The following is a 14,901-nucleotide window of genomic DNA, read 5'->3' on the forward strand; positions in this document are numbered from 1 at the left end:
ATTCTCTCCAATCAGTTGGCGGCGACGAGCGCCGAGACGGCCTTGAGCCGTGCTTCCGCCTCGCTGACGATGCGGGCGATCAGCTCTTCGCAGCTCTCCAGCTTGTCGATCATCGCAGCGGCCTGGCCCGAAGGCAGCAGGCCGCTTTCGGTGTTGCCCTCGACGACACCGCGCTGCACCAGCGTCGGCAGGTTCGGTGCCATCACCGTCTGGGCGAAGCTGTTCTCGCCGCTCGACAGCACCTTGAGGCCGAGCCTGGCCATGGCGATCGGGCCGAGCCCGCTCTCCTTGCCCCACTGGCGCGCGTATTTCATGCTCATGGCGAGCCGCGCCGGCAGGCCCATGCTTTCGAGACGCCTGATTTCGGCGTTCTCGATGAAACGTTGCGGCAGGCCGTCGACTGCCGTCGTCGTGCGGATCAGCGTCGGGTCCTTGGTGGCGAGATAGCGGTCGAGCGCCGAACGCGGCACCGGCGATTCCTTGGTCATCAGGAAGCGCGTGCCCATGGCGATGCCCGCCGCACCGTAGCTGAGGGCTGCGGCAAGGCCGCGCCCGTCGAAGAAGCCGCCGGCGGCAACCACCGGCACCTTCACCGCATCCAGAACCTGCGGCAAAAGAATGGTGGTCGGCACGGCACCCGTATGGCCGCCGCCCTCGCCGCCCTGCACGGTGATGATATCGGCGCCGAGTTCGACCGCCTTGATCGCGTGCTTGACCGCGCCGACGGTGGGCATGCACACCACGCCGGCATCCTTCAGCCGCTTGATGGTCTTCGCATCGGGCCCGCGGCCGTAGCTGACGGCACGAACCTTGTGCTTGATGACCGCCGAGATGACTTCCTCGGCATTAGGCTGGAACATGTGGAAGTTGACGCCGAACGGACGATCGGTCTTGGCCTTAATGGCAAGGATCTGGTTTTCGACATCGCCTGGCTCGGTTGTAGCACCGGCAAAGAAGCCGAAGCCGCCGGCGTTGCAGGTTGCGGCCGTCAGGTTAGCGTCGGCGACCCAGCCCATTGCAGTCTGCACCACCGGGTAGCGGCTGCCGAGGCGTTCGCACAGGACGGTATGCAGGCTCATGGTCATTCTCTCTTGCTGGTTCCGGCGAGCGCCCATTTCTGCCTGGGCGATCGCACTGTCTTGTTTCAAATGATGCGCCGCACAAAGCGGAACATCGTCTGAATGAACTAACGGAAACGATCAGTAGAAGACGCGCCCGCCATTGACCATCAGCGTCTGGCCGGTGATGAAGCGCGACTTGTCGCTCGACAGGAAAACCACAGCGTTTGCAATGTCTTCCGGCTCGCTGAGTTCGCCGAGCGGGATCATGTTCTTGGCCCGCTCATAGGCATCCTTGGGGATGCGTTGCATGGCGCGCGTGTTGGTCGGCCCCGGGCAGACGGCATTGACGTTGACCTTGAACGGCCCGAGTTCGCGGGCCAGCGCACGGGTGAAGCCGAGCACGCCGGCCTTGGCCGATGCATAGTCGACGGTGCCGATGTCGCCGTTCATCGCCGAATCCGAAGAGATCGAGACGATCTTGCCCGAACGGCGCTCGCGCATGTCCTCGACGACCTGGCGCGTACAGGTGAGTGTGGTCATGAGCGACACGCCGACCACAAACTGCAGCGTCTCGGGCTTGGCCTGCCAGAACTCGGAATAGTTCTCCCGCGCGGTCTGGCCGATATTGTTGAGCAGGATGTCGACCGGGCCAAGCTCGCGCTTGATACGGGCAAAGCTGTCGACGACAACCTCCTGGTTCATCATATCGCCGACCAGCGGCAGCGCCTTGACCTTGTGAGCCCGCACCAGCTCGGCGGTCTCTGCCAGTGCCTCGGCCTCGCGGTCGAGGATGGCAACGTCGGCGCCCTCCTGGGCATAGGCGATGGCCGCCGCGCGCCCGATGCCATTTCCGGCGCCTGTCACAACGGCGATCTTGCCGGCGAATTGTCTTTGGTCAGTCATGCTTTCCCTCCCTGTGGAAATCGTAGTCTGAAAACTGGTTTGGGCGTCAGCCGTGGCGGCCGAAAAGCGTCAGGACCTGGTAGGACAGGTCGTCGGGTCCGGGTCGTCCAGGCGGGCTGCCGGCGGCGAAATCCCTGTAGGCGTCGGCGTCGACGGCACGCCTGGTCGACCAGTCCAGCGTGATCGAGCGTCCGAGGAAACGCCACTCGCCGTCGTCGCGCCTGTAGCGATCGAGGCTGCGGCTGCCAGTGATCACCTCATGGGCATCGGGCCCGTGCGTGCGGTGATAGTTGATCTTGTAGACCTCGCCCTCGGCACGATCCCTTTCGATCTCGAAGCTGGTGTTGACCACGTAGTGCGCGGTCGCGGCATAGCTCGACAGCGCCTTTTCGACGAAGGCCATGTATTCGTCCGGTCCGCCGGTGAACATGTCGCCATGCTCCTCGAACGCCTCGTCGTGATAGAGGCTGCGCAGCAGCTTGAAGTCGCGCCGGTCGACCGCTCGCGAATAGGCCGTCACCAGCCGCCGCAGCGCGTCTCGCGCCGCGAGTTCGTTGAGGTCCGCCTGTCGAATGCCCATTCAGGTCCTCCCAAACCTATGCGCCAAGTTGCCGCGGCTTACAGCTTGCCGCGCGGCTCCCTGGGCATGCCGAGCCCTTGCTCGGCGATGATGTTGAGTTGGATTTCGTTGGTGCCGCCGTAGATCGTGTCGGCGCGCGCAAACAGGAACATCTGCTGCAGGCGCTCACGTCGCGGATCGTGCGAAACGACGTTGGCATCCATCTTCAGCACGTCCATGGCCAGGCGGCCGAGGTCGCGGTGCCAGTTCGACCATTGGTACTTGTAGGTCAGCGCCTCGCGGCGCGTTTCCGCCGACTGGTCGTCGCTCAGCACGCGCATGGCGAGATAGCGCATGGCGCGCAGGCCGGTCCAGGCATAGGCGACGCGCTGGCGGATCGCGGGCGACCGGTCGGAGCCATTTTCCTTGGATATCTCGACGATAAGGTCGAGTTCCTGCTGGAAGCTCATCTGCTGGCCGAGCGTCGAGATGCCGCGCTCGAAGCCGAGAAGCGCCATCGCAATCTTCCAGCCATCGCCGGGCTGTCCGACCACGTCCCTGGCGTTGGCGCGCGCGTCATCGAAAAACACCGAATTGAACTCGGCGCCGCCGCCGATTTGCTTGATCGGGTGGATTTCGACGCCTGATTGAGCGAGCGGCATCAACAGAAAGATCAAGCCGTTGCGGCCGACCGAACCCTCCTCGCAACGTGCCACGACAAAGATCCAGTCGGACAGATGCGCAAGCGACGTCCACACCTTCTGGCCAGAGACGATCCAGTCGCCGGATACCGGGTCGAGTTTGGCGCGGGTCTTGATGTTGCCGAAGTCGGAGCCAGCACTCGGCTCGGAATAGCCCTGGCACCAGAACTCCGTGCCGTTGAGGATGCCGGGCAGGAAGCGCTTCTTCTGTTCCTCGGTGCCAAAGGCGATCAGCGTCGGCCCCATCAGGCCTTCGCCGATATGCCCCATGCGGCCCGGTCCCCCGGCGCGGCTGTATTCTTCCTGGAAGGCGACCTGCTCGGCAACTGACAGGCCGCGCCCGCCATGTTCCCGAGGCCAGCCCGGGCAGGTCCAGCGGCCGGCCGCCAGCTCGCGCTCCCATTCCTTGCGCAGTTCCGGCAGGGCATCGCCCTCGCCGGAACCGCCACGAAATTTCAGTTCCGCGAACTTGCCCGTGAGATGGCTTGCCATCCACTCGCGCACTTCGGCGCGGAAGGTGTCCAGGTCGCTCATTTCTGACCTCCGTCGCCGAAGACAGATGCGGCAATGCTGTCGAGATGAGCATCCCGCGCGCCGAGCAGCGCGGCGCTCGCCTGCGCACGCTTGAAGTAGAGATGTGGATCATATTCCCAGGTGAAGCCAACGCCGCCATGCAGCTGGATCGCTTCTTCGGCAGCACGGAACTGCAGGTCGGAGGCAAGCACGCGTGCGCCTGATATTTCGAGCGCGCTTTCGTCGGCGTCGGCCTCGCCCAGGCTCGCGGCCGCGCCGAAGACCAGCGAGCGTGCTTCGGCAATGCCGACCACCAGTTCGGCGCAGCGGTGCTTGATCGCCTGGAAGGACGCGATGGTACGTCCGAACTGCACCCGCTCGGCGATGTAGGCGAGCGTCACGTCGAGCGCGCCCTGCGCCGCGCCAAGCTGTTCTGCGGCCAGTCCGAGATTGGCGAACGCAAGCGCTGACTGCGCCGCCGCAGCGGTAAGTCCGCCGGCGTCGACACGCTGTGCCGCCGAGACCGCGACGCCAGCCAACTCAAGCGATGCGATTGGACGCGTTCCGTCCAGCACCTTGAGTGGCACGATCACCTGTCCGGCGTCGCGCTCGAGCGTGAACAGGGCGATCGCGCCGTTATCGAGCTTGGCCGGCACAATCACCAGATCGGCGACGGCAAGGTCGATCACCTGCGCCACCTTGCCGGTCAGCACATAACCGCCCGCCGATTTCACCGCCTTGACCGAAGTGACCGCCAGCGGGTCTGCCACGGAAAGATCGCCAAAAGCGACAGTCGCGGCGATCTCGCCTGCGGCGATGGCACCGAGATAGCGCGTCTTGGCGTCCTCGCTTCCGGCCGCCTCGATGAGTGGTGCCGCCAGGCACACCGTCGACCAGAATGGCACGCAGGCAAGTCGCGCACCGGTAAGTTCCATCAGCATCGCCACTTCGGTCGCGCCGAGCCCCAGCCCGCCAAACTCCTCGGGGATTGCCATGGCGCACCAGCCAAGCTCGTGCGAAATGCTGTTCCACAAGCCGACATCGTGGCTTGCGCCGGCATCGACGACCCGCCTGGTAGCCTCGGAGGAAGACTGTTCGCGTAAGAAGCGCTGCGCTTCCTCGCGGATCATCTGCTGGTCGGGTGTGAATTCGATGATCATGCGGTCCTGTCGGGCACGAAATGGGGCGGCGCCGCGGCTCCAAGAGGACATCGCAACGAAACACTTCATGCCGGATGCCATCTGCCAGCGCCAGCAACATCGTCCAAATGTGGGATGCTGGTACGCTGCCCCGGCTAGTCTACTCCGAGCCATCGGCCCGAAGCGGTCGCACGCTGCACGGGAGGTGACTATGGCGCTCAAGCGTTTCGACAACAAGGTGGTGCTCGTCACCGGAGCCGCATCGGGCATCGGCCGCGCCACGGCACTGCGCCTGGCCTGCGAGGGCGCGACGCTGATCCTCGCCGACCGCAACTTCGAAGGCGCAAGGCAGGTCTGCGCCTTGGCCAGCGAACAGTTCGGAATCCGCGCGGATGCGCTTGCCTATGACGCTGCCGACAAGATTTCAGCGCGCAGGATGGTGGACGGCGCGCTCGCGCTCCACGGCCGCCTCGACAGCCTGATCAACAACGCCGGCATCTACCGGCGCGACCACTTCGCCAACCAGACCGGCGACGACTGGTCGCTGGTGTTCGGCATCAATCTCGAAAGTGTCTTCCACATCGTGCATCAGGCTTTGCCGGCGCTCATCGCCTCGCGCGGCAATGTCGTCTCCACGGCATCCACCGCAGGCCTGCAAGGCATCGCATATGCCGCAGCCTACGCCGCCTCCAAGGCCGGCATCATCGCCATGACCAAGTCGCTTGCGACTGAATACGCGCCCAAGGGCGTGCGCTTTAATGCCATTTGCCCCGGCCGGGTCCGCACTGAGATCGGCACCGGGCTGCAGCCGATCGAAGACCAGAATCATGATATCATGGTCAAGCCACCCAAGCTTGCCGGCAAGGAAAGCGGCGAGCCCGAAGACATCGCCAGCGCCTTCGCCTATCTGGCATCCGACGAGGCCTGTTTCGTCACCGGCGCGGTCCTGGTTGTCGACGGCGCCCAGACGGTCGGCTGAGCGCGGTTCAGCTGGAGCGAAAGGTCATGTCGGTTCGCCGGTGGGCGAAGCGCCACCCGTCCATGGTGCGGACGAAGCGGTCGAAATAGCGGCCGACGACGCGCGGCACAGTCGCCTTCGGATCGTCGCAGCTGGTTCCGAAATAGGCGAATGCGGCGACGCCGGTGGCGTGGTTCTCGTCAACCAAATCGATGACGATGTTGTGGGCGATGTGGATCGTCGTGTCGGTCTGAGCCTTGGCGTCGAGATAGGCGCGCATCTCGGCATGACCGTTGAGCGGGCCCTTCCAGGTCTCCCACAGTCCGTCAGCCGCCCACAGCGCCACAAGTTCTTCGTGCCTGTATTCGTCGACAAGGATACAGTAGCGCTGCACCAGCTTGGCGCATTCGTGCTCGGCCGCGATCCGCTCTGCCAGGTCCATTCAGTCCTCCCCTGAAATCAGGCCAGCGTTGCGTCAGATCAAAGCAGCTTCATCCCCCAAACGAACGATGGCGGACGCGCCGGGTGCGGCAGCTATAGGGCCGACGAACAAGGCAGAGGGCAAGACATGTCGGATATCGAAGCACGGTTTGCGGCGCTGGAGGCGCGCATCAAGGGGCTGGAGGACCAGCTCGACATCTACCAGCTGTTTGCGACCTATGGCCCCTCTGTCGACAGCCGCACCGGCAGCGTCACGGCCTCGCTCTGGGCCAAGGATGGCACCTATGATTTCGGCGGCGACCCGCTTGTCGGTGCCGGGAACGTCGGCTCGCTGGTCGACATCGAGCCGCATATCCATTACGTCGCCGACGGCTGTGCCCATGTATTGAGCATGCCGCATATCGCTGTCGACGGCGACCGTGCGGTGGCGACAGGCTATTCGCGTGTCTACCTCAATCAAGGCGACCATTGGCGTGTCGAGCGTGCCAGCGCCAACCGCTGGGAACTTGTCCGCACCCCTGAAGGATGGCGGGTGCAGAACCGAGTCAATCGCTTGCTCGACGGCCAGCCGGAGGCCCGCGATTTGCTGTCGAGCGGAGTGACCCAGAGCAGCTGACCCGGTTTTCTTCCTCCTCAGGCCCCAGGATGCGTTCGCCGCCGGCATCGTCCGAACGTGGGATGCCCCGACGGCACCGCCCCCTCATGGTGGCAGGCCGGGAGGACACGCAATGAATTCACTTCAAGGCAAGTCGGTGGTGATCACCGGCGCCGGGTCAGGGCTGGGAGCAGCCTATTCGCGCCATGCCGCGCGCCTTGGTGCTGCGGTCGTCGTCAACGACATCAGCGCCCAGGCGGCGCAGGCGACTGTCGATTCGATCATGGCTGCTGGCGGCAAGGCTGTTGCCCACGCTGGCGACGTCTCGTCCTGGAGCTATGCCCATTCGCTCGTCGATGCCTGCATCGACGCCTTCGGCGCCATATCAGGCATCGTCAACAATGCCGGCATCCTTCGGATCGGCAAGATCCTCGACCTCACCGAGGCTGACATGCGCCGCATGGTCGAGATCAACCTCATCGGTACCGCCGCCTGCGCCAGCCACGCCGCGCGGCGCATGCTCGCCGCCGGCCAAGGGGGCTCGATCGTCAATGTCGCGTCGGGCTCTCAAGCCGGTGACGTCGCACTCGGCGGCTACGGTGCCACCAAGGGAGGGGTCGCTTCGCTGACCTACAGCTGGGCCATGGAGCTGCGCGGCTCGGGCGTGCGCGTCAATGCGCTGTCACCACTGGCCGAAACCGCAATGGCTGCCCAGAACAAGGCCTTGATGGCCGAGCAGGCCGCCAGCCGCGAGGTGCACTACGCCGCCCTGCCCGATCCCGAGATCAACGCGCCGGTCGTTAGCTTCCTGCTTTCCGATGCGTCGGAGAAGATCAACGGCCAGGTCGTTCGCATCGCCGGCAAGCAGCTGTCCTTCGTCACCCATCCGCTGATCGCCGATCCGGTGCTCGAAGGCGACTGGACCTACGCAGCCGTCGGAGCAGCCTTCGCCGAGACGTTGGCCGGCAAGCAGCAGCCGCTTGGCCTCGGCTATGCGAGGAAGCCGAATTGAGCAGCGCAGAAAAGTCCCGCCCGGTCGCCGTCGTCACCGGCGCCAGCCGTGGCCTCGGCCGAGGCATCGCCATCGCACTCGGCGAGGCCGGCTTCACCGTCTATTGCACCGGTCGCAGCGACCGAAAGGCTATCGGCCCATGGGGTGGGACTGTTCGCGATACCGCCGAAGCCACAGATAAGTCCGGCGGCAAGGGCATCGCCGCTATCTGCGATCACCTTGACGACAGCCAGACCGAAGCTCTGTTCAAGCGCGTCGATGCCGAACGAGGCCGGCTCGACCTCCTGGTCAATAACGCCTTCGCCATGCCCGACTGGGCAGTGCCCGACGGCAATTTCTGGGAACGCCCGCTGTCGCTGTGGCGCGACATGATCGATGTCGGCCTGCGCTCGAGCTATGCCGCCAGCCATTTCGCAGCCTCGATCATGGTTCGCCAGCGCTCCGGGCTGATCGCCAACACCTCCGGGCCTGGCGGCAAGATTTATCGCCACAGCCTGCCCTACGGTGTCGGCAAAGCCGGCCAGGACAAGCTAGCCCACGACATGGCGCATGAACTGAGGCCGTTCGGCGTTGCGGCAATATCGCTGTGGCCGGGACTGATCGGCACCGAACGCACGCTGGCGGGCATCGCCGCCGGCGGCGTGGTCGGTGACAACGCCGGCAACCTGCCGCATATCGAAACGCCGTTCTTCATCGGCCGCGTCCTGGCGGCCATCCATGCCGCGGGGGATGCCATGGCGCTCACCGGCGGTACCTTCTATTCGACCGAACTGGCAGGCCGCTATGGCGTCGTCGACGCCGACGGCCGATTGCCCGCATCGCGCCGCCCCATGTTCGGCGCCCCGCTGTATCGACCGCTTTCCGGCGATCTCGGTGAAGCAAAATCGTGACACAGATGCCAGACGACACAAATCCTGCATCACGGCAGGCTTACAGAAACGCGAACCGTATTATATTCGATCCGGCCAGCAGCGTGCCCTTCGGGCGATTCGACCTCCGGTTGTCGAACAGTCCGGCGAGTATCCAGGGCGTGGAGCTGCGGCCTTGAGCAGGATAGCGCGTATGGCACAGATGGACGGCGGCGCAGGCGCAGAATATCTAGATCGCGATGCTTCCGCGCGCGCGACAACCAATCCGCGCAAGGAGTTGGTGCGCGAGCAACTGATCGACATTGCCGCCGAGCTGTTCGACAGCAAGGGCTATGTCCAGACCAGCATCAACGACATCGCCCAGGCGCTCGGCCTCGGCCGTTCGGCGGTCTATCACTACTTCCGCAACAAGGAAGAAATGCTGGCGGCACTGGTCGAATCGGAGGCGCTGACGCCTTCGCACCGGCTGCAGGAACTGATGGCCGAGCCCGGCTTGTCGGCGTCGGAGCGGCTGCGCCGCGCCATCGTCGACGGCATCGTTCGCCGCCTCTCGTCAGGCTCGCGCTTCATCCTCCTGTCGCGGCTCGAAACCCAGATTCCCGAAGCCCTCGGCCCGCTCTACAACCAGGGCCGCCGCCATATCTATGATTTCTATGTCCGCTGCATATCGGACGGGATCGCCAGCGGCGAGTTCCGGACCGTCGACCCCAAGGTCACGGCCTTCGCGGTGATCGGCATGGCCAACTGGACATCGCGCTGGTATTCCCCCTCGGGCGCAAAGACACCCCAGGAGATCGGCGAGATCATCGCTGACATGGCGCTTGCCGGCCTGCGCGCCCACGAAGACCGCCCACGCGACGCCGAAGCCGTGCGCCAGACGATCTCTGGCCTGCGCCAGCAGATCGACGAGCTGGAAAAACTGGTCAAATAGAAAACTGCCGCCGGTTCCCGACGGCCTTTCTTCGCGCAAGGGCTGGATCAGTCGAACGTAACGCCTGCGTGCTGGATGAAGGCGCTGTAGGTATCGAAACGGATGATTGGATCGGTGCCGGTGTAGGTGCGGATATGCTCCAGCACCGCCTGGCGCGACCGGCGCCACATCGGCGGAACAATCTCCAGCATCGGGCCGTAAACTGACGGCGACTTGTAGTAGATGATCGACTGCGTCTGGCCGGCGACCCGGATCTCGTAGTCGCGCGCGTAGCCAGCCGCCTCGACCCTGGCGGTCGCCTCGTCATGATCATGCACCCAGAAGCCCAGGTGCTGCAGGCCTTCGCGGCCTTCGTTCAGGAAATCCGTATAGGGCGACGAGGCGTCGTTGGTCTGTTCGATCAGCTCGATCTGGACGTCGCCCATATAGGCGAATGCCAGCCTGAGTTCGACCTGCACCGCTTGTCCGCGATGATAGGTCGTGCCGACCGGCTGGCTGACACCGCGCTCCATGAAGATGAAAGGACCGACGCCAAACACGTCGATCCAGTGGCGCATGGCCTCTTCGATGTCGCGGACGACAAATCCGAGCTGTGTTGCGGGTCCGAGTATGGGCCTGAGACCCTGTTGAATTTCGATCTCAGTTCCAGTCATCGAACCCTCCCGGTTTTTTCTGGTTAGTTGAAGATTTCGAACAGGCCGGCGGCCCCCATGCCGCCGCCGACGCACATGGTGACGACGCCGTATTTCACGCCGCGACGACGGCCTTCGATCAGCACATGGCCCGTGGTGCGCGCGCCGGTCATGCCGAACGGATGGCCGACGGCGATGGCGCCGCCATTGACGTTGAGCTTGTCGGGATCGATGCCGAGCGTATCGCGGCAGTAGACGGCCTGGCTGGCGAAAGCCTCGTTGAGTTCCCACAGGCCGATGTCGTCGACCTTGAGGCCGTGCTTTTGCAACAGTTTCGGCACCGCGAAGATCGGGCCGATGCCCATCTCCTCAGGCGCGCAACCGGCCACTGTCATGCCGCGATAGGCGCCCAGCGGCTTGAGGCCGAGCTGTTCGGCGCGCCTGGCTTCCATGACCACGAGTGCCGCAGCACCATCCGAAAGCTGCGATGAATTGCCGGCGGTGACGTATTCGCCTGTCTTGATCACCTCGCCGTCGGCGAAGACAGGCTTCAGCTTGGCCAGGCCTTCGAGGTTGGTGTCGGCGCGGAAGCCCTCGTCCTGCATCAGCGTCACGTCCTGGAAGCTGGTCTCGTTGGTTTCCTTGTTGACCAACATCTTGCGCGACGCCATCGGCACGATCTCGTCGTCGAAGCGGCCGGCCTGGTGGGCGGCAGCTGTGCGCAGCTGGCTGGCCAGCGAAAACTCGTCCTGTGCGTCGCGGCTGATGCCATACTTCCTGGCGACGATCTCGGCGGTCTCGATCATCGTCATGTACATGTGCGGCCACTGTTCGACCACGGCCTGCGAACGCGCGCGAAAAGTGTTCTTGTGCTTGTTCTGGGTCAGGCTGATCGATTCGACACCGCCGGCGACAACCGTCTCCATGCCATCGACGATGATCTGCTTGGCGGCGATCGACACAGCCATCAGGCCCGACGAGCACATGCGGTCGATGGACATGCCGGGCACGCTGTCCGGCAGGCCGGCGGCGGCTGCGGTCAGGCGGCCGATGTTGTAGCCCTGCGTGCCCTGCTGGGCAGAACAACCCAGAATGACATCTTCGATGGCGTCGGGCGCTATGCCGGCACGCTTGACCGCTTCGCGCACCACATGACCGGACAGCGCGGGAGCCTCGGTGTCGTTGAAGGCGCCACGAAAGGCTTTGCCGATGGGGGTGCGGGCGACGGAAACGATGACGGCTTCACGCAAAGGACTGCTCCAGAAGAGTTGTTTTCGGCAAGAAACCGGGCAACAAACGCGGCGATCAAATCTGCTGCGAAGGGTCCGGAACCGAAGTTTTCCAACTACTTGCTAGGAGCGGCAGGGCTGCCAAACATCGTCTGAAAAGACTACCGCATCGGTCCGACATCGATGGCGGAGAGCACGATGCGCCTGGAAGACAGCGGCGCGGGCGTTTTTGCCCGCGCGAGAATTGCGGTCAGACGTGGTAGCCGCCGTCGACATTGATCACCTCGCCCGAGATGAACCCGGCGCGACTCGACGCCAGGAACGACACGGCCTCGGCGATGTCGATCGCCTTGCCGTTGGGGCGCAGTGGCGTGGCCATGGCGGCTGCCTGCATGTACTTGTCGTCGATGTAGCCGAGCTTGCTGAGCTCGGTGTGCTGGCCGGTCTCGATGATCCCGAGCGCCACGCCATTGGAGCGGATGCCGTAGCGCCCCTCTTCCTTGGCGACGCCCTTCATCAGTGCATGCACGGCCGATTTCGGCACCACCGACAGGCCGTCGGCGGCGGCAAATCGATACTGCGCGGAACTCTGGCAGGCGACGAAAGACCCGCGCGTCTTGCGTAGATGCGGGATGGCATAATGGACGACGTTGAAGAAGCCGAAAGCGTCCTGCATCAGGTGCTTGCGCATCTGCTCGGGCTCGATCTTGCTGAGATGGATCAGCGGCACAAGCGGCCCGGCGGCATAGACCACCGTATGAATGCCGCCAGCCTCGGCCACGCCGTCGATGAAGGTACGGGTCGCCTCGACATCTTCGATGTTGAGCTTGTGGGTGGATGCCTTGCGGCCCTCGCCACGCACGGCCTCCGCAGCGGCCTCCGCCTTGGCCTGGTTGCTGTGATAGGTCAGCGCCACGTCGCAGCCGTCGCGTGCCAGCACCCGGCAGATCTCGGCGCCTACACCGCCGCTGCCGCCAATAACGATGGCCGTGCCTTCGACCGGATACAGCGTCTGCGTCGTGCTCATGCGGCTCATTCCCCCTATGATTTCATCGCCAGTTCGGCGTAGTGCCAGCCAAATTCGGCCACAGGCCTCGCCAGCGCGCCGGCTTCGCGGGCATGCGCATTCGCAGCGTTGCCGTCGACCACACGCTTCATGATGCCCTGGCGGATCCCGGCAACGCGAAACAGGCTGTAGGCGAGATAGGCATACCAATGGCGGTCCGACACGCCGTCCTGCCCGGTCGCCTTGAGATAGGCGTCGCGATATGTGCGCTCGTCAGGAATGCCGAGAGCGGCAATGTCGAGGTCGCCGAGCCCGCGATAGGGCTTGTTTGGAAAGCGCCATGTCAGCATGTGATAGGCAAAGTCCGCTATCGGCTCGCCGAGCGTCGACAGCTCCCAGTCGACGAGCGCCAGAACCCGCGGCTCGGTCGGATGGAACAGCATGTTGTCGATGCGGAAATCGCCGTGGATCAGTGATGTGCGTGTTTCAGGTGGAATGTTGGTGGGAAGCCAGTCGATCAGCCGGTCCATTGCCTCGATGGTTTCGGTCTCCGAGGCGCGATACTGCTTGGACCAGCGCGCCACCTGTCTGGCGACATATTCTCCCGGTTTGCCGAAGCTTTCGAGCCCTACAGCCCTGTAGTCGGTGTTGTGGAGCGCCGCCGCGACGCGGTTCATCTCCATGTAGATGGCGCGGCGCTCCGCCGGCGATTGATCTGGCAGTGAAGGCGACCAGAACGAGCGGCCCTCGACGAAATCCATGACATAGAACATCGCACCGACAATGCTCTCGTCCTCGCACAAAAGCTTGGCGCCCGCGACTGGCACGTCGGTTTCGCGCAGCGCGCTGATGACGCGGAATTCGCGGTCGACCGCGTGCGCCGACGGCAACAATATGCCGTCGGGCTTCTTGCGCAGCACCAGACGACGCTTGCCATCGAACGACAGCAGCATCGTCGGGTTGGACTGGCCGCCACGGAAGCGCTCGACGGTAAGTGCACCCTCGCAGCCTTCGATGTTGGCCCTGAGATAGGCATGCAGCCGCGCGACGTCGATCTTGCTGTCGGCGGCAAGCGGCTCGGTGCCGACGAAACGGCTGGCATCCATGGCGCGCCTCCCCGGTCAGTCCAAGTATTTGGCGAGTTCGATGCGCCCGATCTGGTTGCGGTGTACCTCGTCGGGGCCGTCGGCGAAACGCAGCTTGCGGGCATGCGCATAATAGTTGGCGAGCACGAAATCCTGCGACACGCCGGCCGCGCCATGCGCCTGGATCGCCCAGTCGATGACCTTGCAGGCCATGTTGGGCGCCGCGACCTTGATCATGCCGATCTCGGCGCGCGCGGCCTTGTTGCCGACAGTGTCCATCATGTAGGCGGCCTTCAGCGTCAGAAGGCGTGCCTGGTCAATCATGATGCGGGACTCGGCGATGCGCTCCAGCGTCACCGACTGCTCGCCGATCGGCCGGCCGAAGGCAATGCGGTTCTTCACGCGCCTGCACATCAGCTCAAGGCAACGTTCGGCCAGGCCGATCAGGCGCATGCAGTGGTGGATGCGGCCGGGCCCGAGACGGCCTTGCGCGATTTCAAAGCCACGGCCTTCGCCGAGCAGCATGTTGGTTGCCGGCACGCGGACGTTCTCGAACGTCATGTCCATGTGACCGTGCGGTGCGTCGTCATAGCCGAACACTGTCATCGGGCGCAGCACCTTGATGCCGGGCGTGTCCATCGGCACCAGGATCATCGACTGCTGCTGGTGCTTGGCAGCACTTGGATCGGTCTTGCCCATGAAGATCAGCAGTTCGCAATGGCGGTCGCCGACGCCCGAGATCCACCACTTGCGGCCATTGATGACGTAGTCGTCGCCGTCGCGGACGATCGAACTCTGGATGTTGGTGGCGTCGCTCGAAGCGACATCGGGCTCGGTCATGGCGAAGGCGGAGCGGATCGAACCGTCGAGCATACCAGGCAGCCAGCGCGCCTTCTGCTCTTCGGTGCCATAGCGCTCTATGGTTTCCATGTTGCCGGTGTCAGGTGCCGAACAATTGAATATCTGCGACGAGAAATGCACCCGGCCCATGACTTCGCAGAGCGGCGCGTATTCGGTGTTGGTGAGGCCCGCGCCATGACGGGATTCCGGCAGGAACAGGTTCCACAGTCCGGCGGCCTTGGCTTTTGCCTTCAGTTCTTCAAGGACGGCCGGATGACCCCAGCGATCGGCTTCCACTTCCTCGTGATAGCGGTGTTCGTTTGGATAGACGTGCTCATCCATGAAAGCATTGAGACGCTCGAGCAGGTCTTTGGTCTTTGCGCTGTATTCGAAGTCCATATTCCGTCCGCCGCTGGTATTTCGAGAG

Annotated in this window: 16 protein-coding genes; 5 read left to right on the forward strand and 11 right to left on the reverse strand. The window is 64.1% G+C overall.

Features of this window, described 5'->3' with window-relative positions; translation table 11 throughout:
- Positions 1–11: 11 nt before the first annotated feature.
- From J1C56_RS03620 to J1C56_RS03640, 5 genes are all read right to left on the reverse strand, one after another.
- The gene (locus J1C56_RS03620; protein ID WP_214386036.1) at positions 12–1,079 is read right to left on the reverse strand and encodes an NAD(P)H-dependent flavin oxidoreductase; all 1,068 of its coding nucleotides are present in this window, start codon (positions 1,077–1,079) and stop codon (positions 12–14) included.
- A 120-nt stretch (positions 1,080–1,199) separates the two neighbouring features.
- The gene (locus J1C56_RS03625; protein ID WP_214386038.1) at positions 1,200–1,964 is read right to left on the reverse strand and encodes an SDR family NAD(P)-dependent oxidoreductase; all 765 of its coding nucleotides are present in this window, start codon (positions 1,962–1,964) and stop codon (positions 1,200–1,202) included.
- A gap of 46 nt (positions 1,965–2,010) precedes the next feature.
- Entirely contained in the window at positions 2,011–2,544 is a 534-nt protein-coding gene (locus tag J1C56_RS03630; RefSeq protein ID WP_214386040.1) for a nuclear transport factor 2 family protein, read from the reverse strand.
- A gap of 38 nt (positions 2,545–2,582) precedes the next feature.
- Positions 2,583–3,758, reverse strand: coding sequence for an acyl-CoA dehydrogenase family protein (locus tag J1C56_RS03635; protein ID WP_214386042.1), 1,176 nt, complete (start codon positions 3,756–3,758; stop codon positions 2,583–2,585).
- Positions 3,755–4,897 carry an acyl-CoA dehydrogenase family protein gene (locus tag J1C56_RS03640; protein ID WP_214386044.1) on the reverse strand — a complete coding sequence of 381 codons (1,143 nt, stop codon included), beginning with the start codon at positions 4,895–4,897 and terminating at the stop codon, positions 3,755–3,757. Before J1C56_RS03640 ends, J1C56_RS03635 begins: the two co-directional genes overlap by 4 nt.
- 190 nt (positions 4,898–5,087) lie before the next feature.
- Between J1C56_RS03640 and J1C56_RS03645 the strand changes: the two genes are divergently transcribed.
- Positions 5,088–5,855 (forward strand): SDR family NAD(P)-dependent oxidoreductase, encoded by a 768-nt coding sequence (locus J1C56_RS03645; RefSeq protein ID WP_214386046.1) that lies wholly within the window; start codon positions 5,088–5,090, stop codon positions 5,853–5,855.
- Positions 5,856–5,862: 7 nt separating this feature from the next.
- Here the strand turns inward: J1C56_RS03645 and J1C56_RS03650 are convergent, their stop codons facing one another.
- Positions 5,863–6,276, reverse strand: a complete 414-nt coding sequence (locus J1C56_RS03650) for a nuclear transport factor 2 family protein (protein ID WP_214386048.1) — start codon at positions 6,274–6,276, stop codon at positions 5,863–5,865.
- Between the two features lie 126 nt (positions 6,277–6,402).
- Here J1C56_RS03650 and J1C56_RS03655 point away from each other — a divergent pair, with 126 nt between their 5' ends.
- The 4 genes from J1C56_RS03655 to J1C56_RS03670 all read left to right on the forward strand — a co-directional run bounded on the left by J1C56_RS03655 (position 6,403) and on the right by J1C56_RS03670 (position 9,682).
- Positions 6,403–6,891 carry a nuclear transport factor 2 family protein gene (locus J1C56_RS03655; RefSeq protein WP_214386050.1) on the forward strand — a complete coding sequence of 163 codons (489 nt, stop codon included), beginning with the start codon at positions 6,403–6,405 and terminating at the stop codon, positions 6,889–6,891.
- 112 nt (positions 6,892–7,003) lie between these two features.
- Positions 7,004–7,882, forward strand: a complete 879-nt coding sequence (locus tag J1C56_RS03660) for an SDR family NAD(P)-dependent oxidoreductase (RefSeq protein WP_214386052.1) — start codon at positions 7,004–7,006, stop codon at positions 7,880–7,882.
- The gene (locus J1C56_RS03665; protein WP_214386054.1) at positions 7,879–8,772 is read left to right on the forward strand and encodes an SDR family NAD(P)-dependent oxidoreductase; all 894 of its coding nucleotides are present in this window, start codon (positions 7,879–7,881) and stop codon (positions 8,770–8,772) included. The genes J1C56_RS03660 and J1C56_RS03665 overlap by 4 nt, the downstream gene beginning before the upstream one ends.
- Before the next feature lie 172 nt (positions 8,773–8,944).
- Entirely contained in the window at positions 8,945–9,682 is a 738-nt protein-coding gene (locus J1C56_RS03670; protein WP_246591097.1) for a TetR/AcrR family transcriptional regulator, read from the forward strand.
- A gap of 47 nt (positions 9,683–9,729) precedes the next feature.
- Here the strand turns inward: J1C56_RS03670 and J1C56_RS03675 are convergent, their stop codons facing one another.
- From J1C56_RS03675 to J1C56_RS03695, 5 genes are all read right to left on the reverse strand, one after another.
- Positions 9,730–10,335, reverse strand: coding sequence for a VOC family protein (locus J1C56_RS03675; RefSeq protein ID WP_214386058.1), 606 nt, complete (start codon positions 10,333–10,335; stop codon positions 9,730–9,732).
- A gap of 23 nt (positions 10,336–10,358) precedes the next feature.
- Positions 10,359–11,564, reverse strand: a complete 1,206-nt coding sequence (locus J1C56_RS03680) for an acetyl-CoA C-acyltransferase (RefSeq protein WP_214386060.1) — start codon at positions 11,562–11,564, stop codon at positions 10,359–10,361.
- Between the two features lie 229 nt (positions 11,565–11,793).
- Entirely contained in the window at positions 11,794–12,570 is a 777-nt protein-coding gene (locus J1C56_RS03685; protein WP_214386061.1) for an SDR family NAD(P)-dependent oxidoreductase, read from the reverse strand.
- A 14-nt stretch (positions 12,571–12,584) separates the two neighbouring features.
- Positions 12,585–13,655, reverse strand: a complete 1,071-nt coding sequence (locus tag J1C56_RS03690) for a phosphotransferase family protein (RefSeq protein ID WP_214386063.1) — start codon at positions 13,653–13,655, stop codon at positions 12,585–12,587.
- A 15-nt stretch (positions 13,656–13,670) separates the two neighbouring features.
- Positions 13,671–14,873: an acyl-CoA dehydrogenase family protein gene (locus J1C56_RS03695; RefSeq protein ID WP_214386065.1), complete on the reverse strand. Its 1,203-nt coding sequence runs from the start codon at positions 14,871–14,873 to the stop codon at positions 13,671–13,673.
- Between the last annotated feature and the right edge of the window lie 28 nt (positions 14,874–14,901).

Source organism: Aminobacter anthyllidis, assembly GCF_018555685.1.
Classification (GTDB): domain Bacteria; phylum Pseudomonadota; class Alphaproteobacteria; order Rhizobiales; family Rhizobiaceae; genus Aminobacter; species Aminobacter anthyllidis.